The 15,446-nt window shown below is 71.3% G+C and carries 11 protein-coding genes; 3 read left to right on the top strand and 8 right to left on the bottom strand.

Annotated elements, in window-relative coordinates; all coding sequences use genetic code 11:
• The first annotated feature begins 43 nt into the window (after nt 1–43).
• Nucleotides 44–331 carry a DUF6480 family protein gene (locus ACIHAA_RS02730; protein ID WP_399812107.1) on the top strand — a complete coding sequence of 96 codons (288 nt, stop codon included), beginning with the start codon at nt 44–46 and terminating at the stop codon, nt 329–331.
• Nucleotides 332–440: 109 nt separating this feature from the next.
• The gene (locus tag ACIHAA_RS02725) at nt 441–1,139 is read left to right on the top strand and encodes a hypothetical protein (RefSeq protein WP_399812104.1); all 699 of its coding nucleotides are present in this window, start codon (nt 441–443) and stop codon (nt 1,137–1,139) included.
• 34 nt (nt 1,140–1,173) lie between these two features.
• Here the strand turns inward: ACIHAA_RS02725 and ACIHAA_RS02720 are convergent, their stop codons facing one another.
• The 7 genes from ACIHAA_RS02720 to ACIHAA_RS02690 all read right to left on the bottom strand — a co-directional run bounded on the left by ACIHAA_RS02720 (nt 1,174) and on the right by ACIHAA_RS02690 (nt 10,182).
• Complete coding sequence (locus ACIHAA_RS02720) at nt 1,174–2,703, bottom strand: NCS1 family nucleobase:cation symporter-1 (protein ID WP_399812102.1); 1,530 nt, start codon at nt 2,701–2,703, stop codon at nt 1,174–1,176.
• A 172-nt stretch (nt 2,704–2,875) separates the two neighbouring features.
• Nucleotides 2,876–3,898, bottom strand: a complete 1,023-nt coding sequence (locus ACIHAA_RS02715) for a TIGR03842 family LLM class F420-dependent oxidoreductase (RefSeq protein ID WP_399812099.1) — start codon at nt 3,896–3,898, stop codon at nt 2,876–2,878.
• Nucleotides 3,899–3,909: 11 nt separating this feature from the next.
• Entirely contained in the window at nt 3,910–5,313 is a 1,404-nt protein-coding gene (hydA, locus tag ACIHAA_RS02710) for a dihydropyrimidinase (protein WP_399812096.1), read from the bottom strand.
• Between the two features lie 118 nt (nt 5,314–5,431).
• Nucleotides 5,432–6,274, bottom strand: a complete 843-nt coding sequence (locus ACIHAA_RS02705) for a nitrilase-related carbon-nitrogen hydrolase (protein ID WP_399812093.1) — start codon at nt 6,272–6,274, stop codon at nt 5,432–5,434.
• A 148-nt stretch (nt 6,275–6,422) separates the two neighbouring features.
• Nucleotides 6,423–7,982 carry a PucR family transcriptional regulator gene (locus ACIHAA_RS02700; protein ID WP_399812090.1) on the bottom strand — a complete coding sequence of 520 codons (1,560 nt, stop codon included), beginning with the start codon at nt 7,980–7,982 and terminating at the stop codon, nt 6,423–6,425.
• Between the two features lie 77 nt (nt 7,983–8,059).
• Nucleotides 8,060–9,343 (bottom strand): aspartate aminotransferase family protein, encoded by a 1,284-nt coding sequence (locus tag ACIHAA_RS02695; RefSeq protein WP_399812088.1) that lies wholly within the window; start codon nt 9,341–9,343, stop codon nt 8,060–8,062.
• Complete coding sequence (locus ACIHAA_RS02690) at nt 9,340–10,182, bottom strand: nitrilase-related carbon-nitrogen hydrolase (RefSeq protein WP_399812086.1); 843 nt, start codon at nt 10,180–10,182, stop codon at nt 9,340–9,342. The genes ACIHAA_RS02695 and ACIHAA_RS02690 overlap by 4 nt, the downstream gene beginning before the upstream one ends.
• A gap of 541 nt (nt 10,183–10,723) precedes the next feature.
• Between ACIHAA_RS02690 and ACIHAA_RS02685 the strand changes: the two genes are divergently transcribed.
• A complete protein-coding gene (locus ACIHAA_RS02685) occupies nt 10,724–13,393 on the top strand; it encodes an ATP-dependent Clp protease ATP-binding subunit (protein ID WP_399813693.1) in 2,670 nt (889 codons plus the stop codon).
• Nucleotides 13,394–13,462: 69 nt separating this feature from the next.
• Here ACIHAA_RS02685 and ggt read toward each other — a convergent pair whose 3' ends face one another.
• Entirely contained in the window at nt 13,463–15,271 is a 1,809-nt protein-coding gene (gene ggt, locus ACIHAA_RS02680) for a gamma-glutamyltransferase (RefSeq protein ID WP_399812084.1), read from the bottom strand.
• Between the last annotated feature and the right edge of the window lie 175 nt (nt 15,272–15,446).

Here is a 15,446-nt window from a genome sequence, read left to right as displayed (position 1 = left end):
TTATTAAATGTCGCATAAGCGGTATATAAGGGGTTAGGGATGCGTGTCATCCCCGAGTCACATCGACCGGGAGAGTGAGGCGGACGAGATGCGGGACAGCCAGTACGGCGGCCCGGACCCCGAGTCGGCCCGGAACCCGCGCGTGGAGCCGGGCGGGGTCCCGCCGGGTGAGACTCCGCCCGGCGAGGGCAGCACCTCGGGTGTCACCCATGACGTGGTCTACGACCGGACGCGCGGCTGGGCCAAGGGCCCGGTGATCGCGATCATGTTTCTCTCCCTGCTGGTGGCGGGGTTCTTCCTGGCGTACGCGGTGTCGTTGATGCTCCGCTAGCCCGGCGGCAAGCGGGGTTCGGCCTTCCGCCTCACAGGGAGTCATGTGAGACTGGCGTCCCGACCGCAGTGCGGATCCCTCCGCACCGTCCCCCCACGAGAAGTGCGCCGTGCTTTCGCTGCCTCTGCCGCTCGCTCTGACCGCGCGTCTGCTGCCGGTCGCCGTGCTCGCCTCGGCCGGCTGGGCCATGTCCTCCGGCCCGCTCGCCGCGGCCCCTGCCACCGGCCAGAAGTCCGCGCAGGACAGCCCTGCCCCGCAGGACACCGCGGGCGGCTCTCCCGGGTCTCCGTCGCCCGCGGCCTCGGAGGCCGCCGTCAAGGCCTACGCCGCCGCGCCCGCGCCGTGCACCGCCCTGGCCAAGGACACGATCACCTCGCTGGTGCCCGGCGCCAAGCCGGACGGCAAGGAGATCCCCTCCACGGACTCCGCCCTGCGCCGCACCTGCTCCTGGAACGCGCTCAAGGGCTACGACTACCGCTGGCTCGACGTGACCTTCGAGATCATGGACTCCGCGGCCTCGGCGCAGAAGACGTACACCCAGCGCACCTCGGAGAAGAGCGGCGGCGGCCCGGTCCCCGGTCTCGGCGACGGCGGGTACTCGGTGGTCAACCTGACCACGGACGACAAGCAGCAGACCCGGGAGGGCGTGGTGCTCATCCGCTCCTCCAACGCGCTGGTGTCCGTCACCTACAACGGCAGCGACTTCGAGACCAAGAAGGCGCCCGGCACCGATGAGATCAACAAGGGCGCCATCAAGGCCGCGCGGGACGCGGTGACCGCGCTGGAGAACGGCAAGAAGCAGGGCTGACCGTGCCGACCGTCCTCCGCGCGGCCGGGGCGCGTCAGTTGGCGGACTCCGCCCGGCGCCCGGGCAGCATCAGCGCCAGATAGACCACCAGGGAGGTGGCCAGGCCCACCGCCCAGCCGTAGTCCGCGAGGGGTTTGAGGGCCGGGATGGGGCGGCCGTCGACCAGGGGGTGGAAGTCGGCGCCGCCGACCGCCAGCACACCGCCGATCACAAAGGCCAGCACGGCCCGCCAGTTCCAGCCGCCGTCGTACCAGTAGCGGCCGCCGCCCGCGCGGTAGAGGTCGGTGAGGTCCAGGCGGGCGCGGCGCAGGATCCAGTAGTCGGCGATGAGGATCCCGGCCACCGTCCCGAGCAGCCCGCCGACGAGACCGAGCCAGGTGAAGATGTAGCCCTGCGGGTCGGAGTAGAGCTTCCACGGGAAGATCAGCACCCCGAGTACACAGGTGATGAGGGCGCCGGTGCGGAAACTGATCCTGCGCGGCGCGACATTGGAGAAGTCGAACGCCGGGGAGACCAGATTGGCCGCGATGTTCACGGACAGCGTCGCCACCAGCACCGTCACCAGCGCGTAGAGCAGTCCGGCCACACTGTCCGTCCTGGCGGCGAGTTGCACCGGGTCCCAGACGGGCTTGCCGTAGACGGCCTGGGAGCCGGAGGTCACCAGGACCGACAGAAACGCGAACAGGGTCATCGTGGTCGGCAGGCCGAGGGCCTGGCCCCAGGTCTGGGCCTTCTGGCTCCTGCCGTAGCGGGTGAAGTCGGGGATGTTGAGGGAGAGGGTCGACCAGAAGCCGATCATGCCCATGAGGGAGGGCCAGAACAGCTTCCAGAAGGAGCCGCCCCAGCCGAGTCTGGAGGGCTGGTTCAGGAGCGGGCCGAGACCCCCGGCCTTGTCGGCCATCCACCACAGCATCACGAACGCGCCGACCAGCACGAAGGGGGCCGCCCAGTTCTCGAAGCGGCGGATGGTCTCCATGCCCCGGTGGATGATGGCGACCTGGATCGCCCAGAAGACCGCGAAGGACAGCCACATCGTCCAGGCGTAGCCGCCGATCTCGGAGGCGTTCGCCCAGCGACCTCCGATCAGCTTCCCGGCGAGGAAGAAGATGGCCTCGCCGCCGATCCAGGTCTGGATGCCGAACCAGCCGCAGGCCACCAACGCCCGTACGACCGCAGGCAGGTTGGCGCCCCGCACCCCGAAGGAGGACCGGGCGAAGACCGGGAAGGGGATGCCGTACCGGGGGCCCGCGTGCCCGGTCAGCAGCATCGGGACCAGCACGATCACATTGGCCAGGGCGATGGTGAACACCGCCTGCTTCCAGTCCATGCCCACGGCGATCAGACCGGAGGCCAGCGTCCAGGAGGCCGTGTTGTGGGCCATGCCCACCCACAGCGCCGAGAAGTTGTACGTGGTCCAGGTGCGCTTGTCGACGGGGACCGGCAGCAGGTCCTCGTTGGCGTAGGGGCCGCTCGGCGGCGGGGAGCCGGGGGCGAACTCCACGCGGCCGTCGGGGCGGGTGACTTGGGCGGACATCGGTATGGCCGGGGGGACGGTGTCGGTCATGGGCAGGCCCATCGTGAGGTGAGGTGGGAAACGCCGTGCGGTGGCGCCGATGGGGGGTTGGGGTGCGCCCGGAGGACGAGGCCGCGGGAGCGCCCCGGTCCCCTTCCCGGGGGAGCGGGAAGGGGACGGAGAGGGACGGGGGAACCCTGGGGATCCTCCCCGGAGGGAGCGGCTAGCCGTTGACCGCCGGGATGATCCGGGAACCGTAGGCGTCGATCACGGCCTCCTGCGCGTCGTGCATGTCGTAGAGGGCGAACTGGTCGACGCCGAGGTCCCGCAGTGCGGCGAGTTTCTCGATGTGCCGTTCGGCCGGGCCGATCAGGCAGAACCGGTCCACGATCTCGTCGGGCACGAAGCGGGTGTCGGGGTTGCCGCTGCGCCCGTGGTGGGCGTAGTCGTAGCCCTCGCGGGCCTTGATGTAGTCGGTGAGCACCTCGGGTACGGAGGCGGAGTGCTCGCCGTACTTGGCGACGAGGTCGGCGACATGGTTGCCCACCATCCCGCCGAACCAGCGGCACTGCTCCCGCGCATGGGCAAGCGCCTCGGGCGAGTCGTCCTCGGTGACATAGGCGGGGGCGGCGACGCAGATCGTCACCTCGCCGGGGTCCCGGCCGGCCGCCACCGCCGCGTCCTTCACCGCCTTGACCATGTACTCGGTGAGATAGAGGTCGGCGAGCTGGAGAATGAAGCCGTCGGCCTCCTCACCGGTCATCTTCAGCGCCTTCGGGCCGTACGCGGCCATCCACACTGGCAGTTGGGCGCCGGGCCCGACCCAGGGGAACTTGACGACGGTGCCGCCGCCGAGGTCGGCCTCGTCGCCGCGGCCGAGGGCGCGGATGACCTTCATGGCCTCGCTGATCCGGGCCAGGGTGTTGGGCTTGCGGCCCGCCACCCGCATCGCCGAGTCGCCGCGGCCGATGCCGCAGACTGTGCGGTTGCCGAACATGTCGTTGAGGGTGGCGAAGGTGGAGGCCGTGACCTCCCAGGTGCGGGTGCCCGGGTTGGTCACCATCGGGCCGACGGTCAGCTTCTGGGTGTTCGCCAGGATCTGGCTGTAGATCACAAAGGGTTCCTGCCACAGCACGGCCGAGTCGAAGGTCCAGCCGTAGCGGAAGCCGTTGCGTTCGGCCCGCTTCATCAGGCTGACGACCCGGGAGGCCGGCGGGTCGGTCTGGAGGACGAGTCCGAAGTCCATGAGCGCCACTCCTAGTTGAGGTACTGACAGGTGGAGCGGGGGGTGTAGACGCCGTGGCCCGCGCGCCCGGTGAACTCCCGCTCGGTGATGACGGGTTCGCCGCGCGAGAGGACGGTCTCGACCCGGCCGGTGGTGCGCCTGCCCTCGTACGCCGAGTAGTCGACGTTCATGTGGTGCGTCGAGGCCGACATCACCTGCTCGGCGTGCGGGTCGTAGATCACGACGTCGGCGTCCGCACCGGGCGCGATGGTGCCCTTCTTCGGATAGAGGCCGAACATCCGGGCCGGGGTGGCGCAGGCGATCTCGATCCAGCGGCGGCGCGAGATGTGTCCGTCGACGACGGCCTGGTGCAGCAGGTCCATCCGGTTCTCGACGCCCGGGAGGCCGTTGGGGATCTTGGAGAAGTCGCCCCGGCCCAGCTCCTTCTGGCCCGTGAAGCAGAACGGGCAGTGGTCGGTGGAGACCACCTGGAGGTCGTTGGTGCGCAGGCCCCGCCACAGGGCCGCCTGGTGCTCCCGGGGCCGCAGGGGCGTGGAGCACACGTACTTGGCGCCCTCGAAGTCCGGCTCGGCCAGGTTGTCGGTGGACAGGAACAGATACTGCGGGCAGGTCTCGCCGAAGACGTTCAGTCCCTCGTCGCGGGCCCGGACCAGTTCGGCGACCGCCTCCTGCGCGGAGACATGCACGACATACAGGGGTGCCCCGGCGACCTGGGCGAGCCGGATGGCGCGGTGGGTGGCCTCGGCCTCCAGCAGGGCCTTGCGGACCTCGCCGTGGTAGCGGGGGTCGGTTTCGCCGCGGGCGAGCGCCTGCTCGACCAGCACATCGATGGCGATGCCGTTCTCGGCGTGCATCATGATCAGTCCGCCGTTCTCGGCGGAGCGCTGCATGGCGCGCAGGATCTGGCCGTCGTCGCTGTAGAAGACGCCGGGATAGGCCATGAACTGCTTGAAGGAGGTGACGCCCTCCTCGACCAGCAGGTCCATCTCCTTCAGCGTCTCCTGGTTCACATCGGAGACGATCATGTGGAAGCCGTAGTCGATGGCGCAGTTGCCCTCGGCCTTGGCGTGCCAGGCGTCCAGGCCCTCGCGCAGGGTGCGGCCCACGCCCTGCACCGCGAAGTCGACGATGGTGGTGGTGCCGCCCCAGGCGGCGGCGCGGGTGCCGGTCTCGAAGGTGTCGGAGGCAAAGGTGCCGCCGAAGGGCAGCTCCATATGGGTGTGGGCGTCGACGCCGCCCGGGATGACGTACTTGCCGGTCGCGTCGATGGTCCGCTCGGCCGTGAAGGCCTCGGCGGCCGGGGTACCGGACGCGGCGAGGGCGGCGATGCGGCCGTCCTCGATCAGGACGTCGGCGTGGATCTCGTCGGACGCGGTGACGACGAGGCCACCGCGGATGACGGTACGGCTGCTCATGCTGCCTCTGCTCCCTTGGCTGGCGTGGTCAACTCTGGTGTCGTGGCCTCCGTGCGGGGCGGACTGCGCCGCCGCCGGTCCGGTCCCCGCGGGGCCGGACCGGCGGATCCCGGGCCGGTCAGGGAGCGGTCAGCGGCCCGTAGGCGCCCGGTGCCCGGTCCCGGTAGAACTGCCAGCGGTCGCGGACCTCCCGCAGCTTGGCCAGGTCCAGGTCGCGCACCACCAGTTCCGTCTCCTTGTCGCTCGCCACCTCCCCGACGAACTGCGCCTCCGGGTCCACGAAGTACGAGGTCCCGTAGAAGTCGTTGTCGCCCAGTTCCTCGACGCCCACCCGGTTGATCGCCCCCACGAAGTACTCGTTGGCGGCGGCCGCGGCAGGCTGTTCCAGCTGCCACAGATAGCCGGACAGTCCGCGGGAGGTGGCCGAGGGGTTGAACACGATCTCCGCGCCCGCGAGGCCCAGGGCGCGCCAGCCCTCCGGGAAGTGGCGGTCGTAGCAGATGTAGACGCCGATCCTGCCGACCGCGGTGTCGAAGACGGGCCAGCCGGAGTTGCCCGGGCGGAAGTAGAACTTCTCCCAGAACCCCTTCACCTGCGGGATATGGGTCTTGCGGTACTTGCCGAGGTAGGAGCCGTCCGCGTCGATCACTGCGGCGGTGTTGTAGAGCACGCCGGGCTGCTCCTCCTCGTACATGGGCAGGACGAGGACGATGCCCAGTTCCCTGGCCAGCGCCTGGAAGCGCTCGACCACGGGGCCGTCCGGGATCCGCTCGGCGTACTCGTAGAAGGCCGGGTCCTGGACCTGGCAGAAGTACGGCCCGTAGAACAGCTCCTGGAAGCACAGGACCTGAGCACCCTGCGCGGCCGCGTCGCGGGCCGCCTGCTCGTGGGCCTGGATCATCGACTCCTTGTCGCCGGTCCAGGCGGTCTGGAAGACGGCGGCGCGGATCACTCTGCTCATCGGGACCTCCGGTCGCTCGGTGTGCGCCGAGCCTAGGGAGGCGGCGGCCCGGGTTTGAGGTGCACCGTGTCACGTCCCCGGGCGCACCGCGTTCCACCGTGTCACCCCGTCCGGTGCACGACGGTTCCCCGCGCGTTCCCATGGTGTCTCACCCGTGTTGGGCGTCGTGCGCGAGCAGCGCGATGTGCACGGAGGCGGCCTGCTCGAAGTCGTCGAGGTCGACCCCGAGACAGGCTTCTATGGCCTCCAGACGGCGGTAGAGGGCGGGCCTGCTGACATGGTGCAGCTGTGCGGTGCGGGACTTGTTGCGGCCGGTGGCGAGATAGGTCCGCAGCACGGGCAGCAGTTCGTGCCCGGCCTCGCGACCGCACAGCAGCCCGTCCAACTCCCGTTCGGCGAAGGACTGCACATGCGGATCGTCGCGCAACAGCCGTACGAGGCCGCGCAGATGGACGTCCCGCAGCCGTACGACGGCCGGGAGGTCCTGGGCGGCGGAGTGGTCCGCGACGGCGTCGGCGACATGCCGGGCCTCCCGCAGTCCGGCGGGCACCTCCTCCCAGGCGGTGCGGCCGTCCGCGGCAGCGACGACCGGCCCGGGGCTCTCCGGGCCGCCGCGCAGCCGGGCGGCGAGGTGTCCGGTGAGTGCCTCGGCGTCCTGGTCCCGGGCGAGGCTGAGCAGTACGGCGGTGGCGCCGTCGGCGAGTTCCGCGACGAGTCCGGGCAGCCCCAGCAGCCTCAGTACCCGGTCGAGGGCGGCCGGTTCGCCGTCGCGCACGACAAGGGGCACGAAGACGCGGTGGTTGACGGGGAGTCCGGCGGCGCGGGCCCGGGGCAGCAGCCGTCGGGCCGGTACGGCGCCGGAGACGAGGTCGGTCAGCAGGCTCTGCGCGGACTGCTCCTCCCAGGAGTGCGCCGGGCCGTCGAGCATGCGGTGCAGGACGAGGGCCTCGGCGGCGCGCTCGGCGAGCAGGCGCCCGATGGGGCCCTCGCCGCGGTAGCCGCACAGCACGATCCTGCCCCAGTGCTCCCCCCGGCCGCCCAGTTCGGCGCGGACCCAGCCGTCGCCCTCGCTGCCGCCTGCCTGCCGGGCGATGCGCTCCCAGTCGCGCAGCACATCGTCGACGGCGGGCCGCTCCCCCGCGGTGGCGAGCACCCGGTGGGCGAGGTTGGCGAGGACCACCGGGCAGCCCGCGTGCACGGCGATCTCGTCGAGCAGCCGTTGCAGCGGGGCGCCCGCGGTGATGAGTCCCGTGAGGGCCGTACGGACGGCCTCCGACAGGCTCACCGCGGCGAACTTCTGCCGCACCAGGCGGGACTGGACCTCCTCGGTGAGTTCGGCGAACGGGAAGGGCCGGTGCAGGACCACCAGGGGCAGTCCGCAGCGCTCGGCGGCCCGGCGCATCACGTCCGGGGGCGTGGGGAAGGCGCGGCCGAGCCCGAGGACGACGGCCGCGGCCTCCGCGCGGTGCAGGGAGCGGATGTACTCGGCCTGCTTCCCGGTGTCACCGGCGAGCAGCACTCCGGTGGTGAGGACCATCTCGCCGCCGCTGAGCATCACTCCGACGTCGGGTGCCTCGGCGACGTGCACCCAGCGCACGGGCCGGTCGAGGTGGACCGCACCGGCCACCACCTCGGGCTCTCCGGCGAGCACCCGGTCCAGGGTGAGGACCTGGCGTACCGACAGGGCGGGTTCCGGGGCGGTGGTCATGGCGGTGTTCCCTTGGCTCTGGCGGTCGACGAAGGCTCCTCAGGCCGACGCGGTCGGGGCGGCGGGCGGCCGGGCGGTCACCGCACGCTCCGCAGGGCCTGCTCCAGGATCGAGGCGCCCTCCTCGGCCTCCGCGACGGTGAGGGTGAGCGGCGGGGCGATGCGCAGCACGCTGGTGTTGTGCCCGCCGCCCTTGCCGATCAGCAGTCCGCCCTCGCGGGCGGCCTCCAGCACGGCGGCGGCCGCGTCGGGGTCGGCCTCGTCGGTGCCGGGGCGGACCAGTTCGATCCCGGTCATCAGTCCGCGTCCGCGGACCTCCCGGACGGCAGGGAGCTGGGCGGCGACGGCCCGCAGCCGCTCGATGAGCAGCCCGCCGACCCGCCGGGCGTTGCCCTGGAGGTCGTGCTCCAGCAGATAGGTCAGATTGGCGAGGCCCGCGGCCATGGTGATCTGGGTGCCGCCGAAGGTCGAAATGGAGTTGGCGTCCAGGCAGTTCATGATGTCGGCGCGGGCGACGACACCGCCGATGGACATGCCGTTGCCGATGCCCTTGGCGAAGGTGAGGATGTCGGGCGGGCCGCTCCGTCCATGTGCCTGCCAGCCCCAGAAGTGGTCGCCGGTGCGGCCCCAGCCGGTCTGCACCTCGTCGGAGATCCACAGGATGCCGTGGTCCCCGAGCACCTCGCGGAAGGCCGCGTAGAGCCCGTCGGGCGGGGAGGTGAACCCGCCTACGCCCTGGATGGGTTCGGCGATCAGCGCCGCGGGCGGGCGGCCCTGGCCGAGCAGGTCCCTGAGGTCCGCGACGCAGGCCGCGATGAAGTCGGCGTCGCCGAGGTGGGCGAAGGGGCCCCGGGTGCGGACGCCGCCGTGGACGTACTGGGTGACGAGGGGGGACAGCGAGGTCGGGGACCAGCTGCGGTTGCCGGTGATGCCGACCGAGCTGAAGGACCGGCCGTGGTAGCTGTTGCGCATGGCCAGGATGCCGTTGCTGCGCCGGTGGGTGGTCGCGAGCAGCAGGGCGGTGTCGTTGGCCTCGGTGCCGGAGGTGGTGAAGAAGACACGGGCGTCCGGGATGCCGCTCAACTGCGCGATGCGCTCGGCGAGTTCGACCATCGGGCGGTTGAGGTAGAGGGTCGAGGAGTGGATGATCCGCCCGGCCTGCTCGCTCACCGCCTTGGTGACCTCGGGCAGGGCGTGCGCGGTCATGGTGGTGAGGATGCCGCCGAAGAAGTCGAGGTACTTCCTGCCGTCCGCGTCCCAGACGTGGCGGCCCTCGCCGTGGGTGATCTCCAGCGGGTCCTTGTAGTACAGCGCGAGCCAGTCGGGCAGGGCGGCCCGGTGGCGGGCGTACAGGTCGGTCACGGCTTCACCAGTCCTTCGTACGCGTCGGGGCGGCGGTCGCGGTAGAACGCCCACTGCTGCCGCACTTCTTCGATGAGGTCGAAGTCGAGGTCCCGGACGAGCAGTTCCTCCCCCTTGTCGCCCGCGGTCTCTCCCACGAACTGCCCGCGGGGGTCGACGAAGTAGCTCGTGCCGTAGAAGTCGTTGTCGCCGTACTCCTCGCGGCCCACCCGGTTGATCGCGGCGACGAAGTACTCGTTGGCGACGGCCGCTGCGGGCTGCTCCAGCTGCCAGAGGTAGGCGGACAGACCGCGTGAGGTGGCGGACGGGTTGTATACCAACTGGGCTCCGTTGAGCCCCAGTTGACGCCAGCCCTCGGGGAAGTGGCGGTCGTAGCAGATGTAGACGCCGACCTTGCCGACCGCGGTGTCGAAGACGGGCCAGCCGAGGTTGCCCGGCCTGAAGTAGTACTTCTCCCAGAAGCCGTTGACCTGGGGGATGTGGTGCTTGCGGTACTTGCCCAGATAGCCGCCGTCGGCGTCGATCACGGCGGCGGTGTTGAAGTAGAGGCCGGACTGCTCGATCTCGAAGACGGGGACGACGATCACCATGCCGGTCTCGCGGGCCAGTTCCCGCATCCGGGTGACCGTGGGGCCGTCGGGGACGGGCTCGGCCCAGCGGTAGTGCTCGGGGTCCTGGACCTGGCAGAAGTAGGGGGCGTTGAAGACCTCCTGGAAGCCGATGATCCGCGCGCCCTGCCGGGCCGCCTCCCGGGCGTGCGCCACATGCTTGTCGATCATGGATGCGGTGTCGCCGGTCCAGGTCGCCTGGACCAGTGCGGCGCGTACGACATGGGCCATGGCGGCGCTCCTTTGCCTCAAGTCCCCGGTGCGGACGTCAGCGAGCCTCTACGCCCGTAGAACAGGAGGTAGAGGCACGAACGTAAGCCTCCGGGGCGGCCTTGCCAAGACCATCGTCGTGAACCCGCTGAGTCGATCACGTTTCGCACTCCCCCGGGTGAAGCGGTCGGATTGTCGACGGATTCTCGGGCGTGACGGTGCGCATTCCCGGGTGCCGGGGTGCGCGGCGGTGAGCGTCCTCGGGTGCCGGGGTACGCGGCGGTGAGCGTCCTCGGGTGCCGGGGTACGCGGCGGGTGAGCGTCCCTCGGGCGTCGGGGGTGCGCGGGGTGCGCCCGGAGCGCCCGGGCGGGGGGTGTGCGCGAGGCGTACGCGTGCCCGCGTTCCTGGACGTGCCGCCGCAGGGGGTTCGTGCCATCGTGGGGTACGAGCGCCGCGCGCGCCCTTTGAAAGGTGTAGCCGGGCCCCGCCCGGACACCCGGCACCGGCACGTCGATCAACGCGCGTGTCCCGGGCCCCGCCGGGACGCCGGAACGGATGGCCATGACCAGCGGCTTCGACGGTTCGCAGGGCTACGGCTCGGACCCCTTCCAAGAGTTCTTCCGGCGTATCTTCGGCGGTGGCCAGCGTCCCGGTCCGCGCCAGATCGACCTGGGGCGGCTGCTGAGCGAGCCCGCCCGGGAACTGGTCGCCGGGGCCGCCCGCTACGCCGTCGAGCACGGCGCCCGCGACCTGGACACCCAGCATCTGCTGCGGGCCGCCCTGTCCGCCGAACCGACCAGGAGCCTGCTGAGCCGCGCCGGGGCCGACCCGGACTCGCTGGCCTCCGCGATCGACGAGCGCTCCGGCCCGGCCCAGACGTCCGAGGACGCCCCCTCCCCCGCCTCGCTCTCGCTGACCCCCGCCGTCAAACGCGCCCTGCTGGACGCGCACGACCTGGCCCGGTCCAGCGGCGCCGGGTACATCGGGCCCGAACACGTGCTCACCGCCCTCGCCGCGAACCCCGACTCCGCGGCCGGGCACATCCTGCACTCGGCGCACTACGCGCCGCCCTCCCCGCCGCCCGAGGCGGCCGACAAGGCCCCGGCGCGCCCGGAGCGGCCGCGCCCCGCCTCCACACCGACCCTGGACAAGTACGGCCGCGATCTGACCGATCTTGCGCGCCAGGGCCGTGTCGACCCGGTGATCGGGCGGGACGAGGAGATCGAGCAGACCATCGAGGTGCTCTCCCGCCGGGGCAAGAACAACCCCGTGCTCATCGGTGACGCGGGCGTCGGCAAGACCGCCATCGTCGAGGGCCTCGCCGAGCGCATCGCCGACGGGGACGTGCCGGACGTCCTGCTCGGCCGCCGGGTGTTCGCCCTGGACCTGGCCGGTGTGGTGGCCGGCACCCGCTACCGCGGGGACTTCGAGGAGCGGCTCACCACCATCGTGGGCGAGATCCGCGCGCACTCCGGCGAACTGATCGTCTTCATCGACGAGCTGCACACGGTCGTCGGGGCGGGGGGCGGCACGGAGGGCGGCGGGTCCATGGACGCGGGCAACATCCTCAAGCCCGCCCTGGCCCGCGGGGAGCTGCACATCGTGGGCGCCACGACGCTGGAGGAGTACCGCAGGATCGAGAAGGACGCGGCGCTGGCCCGCCGGTTCCAGCCGATCCTGGTGCCTGAGCCGTCCGTGGCCGACGCGATCGAGATCCTGCGGGGGCTCCGCGACCGCTACGAGGCCCACCACCAGGTCCGCTACACCGACGAGGCACTGGTGGCTGCCGTGGAGCTGTCCGACCGCTATCTCACCGACCGCCATCTGCCGGACAAGGCGATCGACCTGATCGACCAGGCCGGGGCGCGGGTGCGGCTGCGGGCGCGCACCAAGGGCGCCGATGTGCGGACCATGGAGCGCGAGGTGGAGCAGCTCACCCGGGACAAGGACCAGGCGGTGGCCGACGAACAGTACGAGCACGCCACCCAGTTGCGCGACCGCATCACCAAGCTGAAGGAGCGGATCGGGGCGGCGTCCGGGGAGAGCGAGGCGGACGAGGGGCAGTTGGAGGTCACCGCCGAATCGATCGCGGAAGTGGTGTCCCGGCTGACCGGCATTCCCGTCAGCCGCCTCACCGAGGAGGAGAAGCAGCGGCTGCTCGGTCTGGAGAGTCATCTGCACGAGCGGGTCGTCGGGCAGGACGAGGCGGTGAGCGCGGTCGCCGACGCGGTGATGCGCTCGCGCGCCGGGCTGTCCAGTCCGGAACGGCCGATCGGCAGTTTCCTCTTCCTCGGCCCGACCGGTGTCGGCAAGACGGAGCTGGCCCGGGCCCTGGCGGAGGTGCTGTTCGGCAGCGAGGAACGCATGGTCCGCCTGGACATGAGCGAGTACCAGGAGCGCCACACCGTCAGCCGTCTGGTGGGCGCGCCGCCCGGCTATGTCGGCCACGAGGAGGCGGGCCAGCTCACCGAGGTGGTACGGCGCCATCCGTACTCGCTGCTGCTGCTCGACGAGGTGGAGAAGGCGCACCCGGACGTCTTCAACATCCTGCTCCAGGTCCTCGACGACGGGCGGCTTACCGACTCCCAGGGTCGCACGGTGGACTTCACCAACACCGTGATCGTGATGACGAGCAATCTCGGCTCGGAGGCGATCACCCGCCGCGGCGCGGGCATCGGCTTCGGGCCGGGCGGGGCCGACGCGGACGAGGAGGCGCGCCGGGAGCAGATCCTGCGTCCGCTGCGCGAGCACTTCCGGCCCGAGTTCCTCAACCGCATCGACGAGGTGGTGATCTTCCGTCAGCTGACGCCCGAGCAACTGCGCCGAATCACCGATCTGATGCTGGACAAGACGCGGCAGCGGCTCCAGGCGCAGGACATCGGGGTCGACTTCACCGAGCGGGCCGTGGACTGGCTGGCGCAGCACGGCTTCCAGCCGGAGTACGGGGCACGGCCGTTGCGCCGGACCATCCAGCGGGAGGTCGACAACCGGCTGTCCCGGCTGCTGCTGGACGGCCGGATCGGGCGGGGCGGCCGGGTCCTGGTGGACGCCGAGGACGGGCAGCTGGACTTCCGGCCGGAGTCGGACGCGGCGCCGGGGATGCCGCCCTCGGCCGAGGGGTTCGGTGGGGGCCCGGCCGCGCGGTCAGACGGGGACGACGCCGGGCCGCCTGCGGTGCAGGGCGGCGAGACGGCCCGCCCCGAGGGGGACGGGACCGCCCGCTCCGAGTGAGACCGGCCGGCCGCTACGGGCCGCGATGCACCACCGTCCCCGTCACGGGGCCGGGTTCACACCGTCCCGCTACGGGGCCGGGTTCACCACCATCGCGGATCCGCCGCCGCGGCGTACCTTCTCGGCGGCGGCCAGCCACTTGCCGCCGGGCAGGCGCTGCACTCCGGTGGCGGCGCCGATCTCCGGGTTGAGGGTGAAGGAGTGCCCGATCGCCTCCAGCCGGGTCCGCAACGCGCTTTTGTAGAGGGCGGGTTCGAGTTCGGTGGCCGCCGCGTTGCGCTGGCTGGCGCGTGGTGCGGCGATCGCGTCGACGAGCGGCAGATGCCTGTCGAGGAACTCGGTGAGGGTCTGGAGCACGGTGGTGATGATGGTCGCGCCGCCGGGCGAGCCGAGCGCGACCACCGGGCGGCCCTGCTTGTCGAGCACGATGGTCGGCGAGATGGACGAGCGGGGCCGCTTGCCCGGGCCGGGCAGGTTCGGGTCGGGGACGCCCGGGCTGGCGGGGGTGAAGGAGAAGTCCGTCAGCTCGTTGTTCAGCAGGAAGCCGCGGCCGGGGACGGTGATGGCGCTGCCGCCGGTCTGCTCGATGGTGAGCGTGTAGGAGACGACGTTGCCCCACTTGTCGGCGACGGTGAGGTGCGTGGTGTTCTCGCCCTCGTAGGTCGTCGGGGCGGCCTTTCCGCCGGTACCGCAGGCCTTCGGGTGGCGCGGGTCGCCGGGCGCGAGCGGGCTGGTGAGGACCGCGTTGTCCTTGATCAGGCAGGCCCGGGAGTCGGCGAACTTCTGGGAGAGCAGCTGTCGGGTGGGCACGTTCTCGAAGGAGGGGTCGCCGACCCAGCGTCCGCGGTCGGCGAAGGCGATGCGGCTGGCCTCGATGTAGTGGTGCAGATACTGCACCTCGCTCGCCTTGGAGAGGTTGGTCTTCTCCAGGATGTTGAGCGCCTCCCCGACCGTGGTGCCGCCGGAGGAGGAGGGGGCGATGGAGTAGACGTCCAGACCGCGGTAGGAGGTCCGGGTGGGCGCCTGGAGCTTGGCGTGGTAGGCGGCGAGGTCCTTCTCGGAGAGTTTGCCGGGGCGGGCCTTCCAGCCGGAGGCCGGGTCCACGGGCGGCTTCTCCACGGCGGAGACGATGTCGTCGCCCAGGTCGCCGTGGTAGATCGCGCCGATGCCCTTGCGGCCCAGCTCCGCGTAGGTGCGGGCGAGGTCCGGGTTCTTGAAGGTGGAGCCGACCGCGGGGAGCGCGCCGCCCGGCAGGAAGAGCTTGGCGGTGGCCGGGAAGTAGCGGAAGCGGGTCTCGTTGGACGCCGTCTGGGAGCGGAAGGTGTCATCGACGGTGAAACCGTTGCGCGCTATGCGCTCGGCCGGTTTCAGGACCGTGGAGAGCCGCTCGCTGCCCCACTGGTCCAGGGCCTTCTGCCAGGTGGCGGGGGTGCCGGGGGTGCCGACGCTCAGGCCGCTGCTGACCGCGTCGGCGAAGGACAGCGGCTTGCCGTGCTCCACGAAGAGGTCGGAGTCCGCGGTGAGCGGGGCGGTCTCGCGGCCGTCGATGGTGTGTACGGTGCGGGTGCGGGCGTCGTAGTAGACGAAGTAGCCGCCTCCGCCCACGCCCGCGGAGTAGGGCTCGGTGACGCCGAGCGCGGCGGCCGTGGCGACGGCCGCGTCCACCGCGTTGCCGCCCTTTTTCAGGACCTCGATCCCGGCGGCCGAGGCGTCCGCGTCGACACTGGCCACGGCCCCGCCGTAGCCCACGGCCACGGGGACCTTGTCCGGCGCCGCGGTGGAGTGCGCCGACGGGGAGGGCGGTGCCGCCGCTCCCACCGAGACCACGGCGGCCGAGACCGCCATTACCGCGAGTTTCCGTCCGACAGGGCGACGCATTCGTACCTCCAGTCGACTTCCTCCCACGCAGCGTAACCGTATTGCCATGGTCTCGTCAGTCCCATCGAACACCGGATCGAACACCGTTCCGGGCGGCTCCGCACGGGTACCCCGGGTTTGTCGATCCGTCAACAATCGTTACTCCCACGTAACTTACCGATGGGTTACCCCTGGT

This window comes from Streptomyces sp. NPDC052040 (assembly GCF_044548405.1).
Taxonomy (GTDB): Bacteria; Actinomycetota; Actinomycetes; order Streptomycetales; family Streptomycetaceae; genus Streptomyces.
Note: the sequence above shows the minus strand (reverse complement) of the source record. Positions and strands in the feature narration are given on the sequence as shown.

What these genes read in the sequence shown, in the direction of transcription:
- ACIHAA_RS02720 (WP_399812102.1), bottom strand. Translation starts at nt 2,703, where the DNA reads ATGACCGACACCGTCCCCCCGGCCATACCGATGTCCGCCCAAGTCACC.
- ACIHAA_RS02715 (WP_399812099.1), bottom strand. Translation starts at nt 3,898, where the DNA reads ATGGACTTCGGACTCGTCCTCCAGACCGACCCGCCGGCCTCCCGGGTC.
- hydA (WP_399812096.1), bottom strand. Translation starts at nt 5,313, where the DNA reads ATGAGCAGCCGTACCGTCATCCGCGGTGGCCTCGTCGTCACCGCGTCC.
- ACIHAA_RS02705 (WP_399812093.1), bottom strand. Translation starts at nt 6,274, where the DNA reads ATGAGCAGAGTGATCCGCGCCGCCGTCTTCCAGACCGCCTGGACCGGC.
- ACIHAA_RS02700 (WP_399812090.1), bottom strand. Translation starts at nt 7,982, where the DNA reads ATGACCACCGCCCCGGAACCCGCCCTGTCGGTACGCCAGGTCCTCACC.
- ACIHAA_RS02690 (WP_399812086.1), bottom strand. Translation starts at nt 10,182, where the DNA reads ATGGCCCATGTCGTACGCGCCGCACTGGTCCAGGCGACCTGGACCGGC.
- ACIHAA_RS02685 (WP_399813693.1), top strand. Translation starts at nt 10,724, where the DNA reads ATGACCAGCGGCTTCGACGGTTCGCAGGGCTACGGCTCGGACCCCTTC.
- ggt (WP_399812084.1), bottom strand. Translation starts at nt 15,271, where the DNA reads ATGCGTCGCCCTGTCGGACGGAAACTCGCGGTAATGGCGGTCTCGGCC.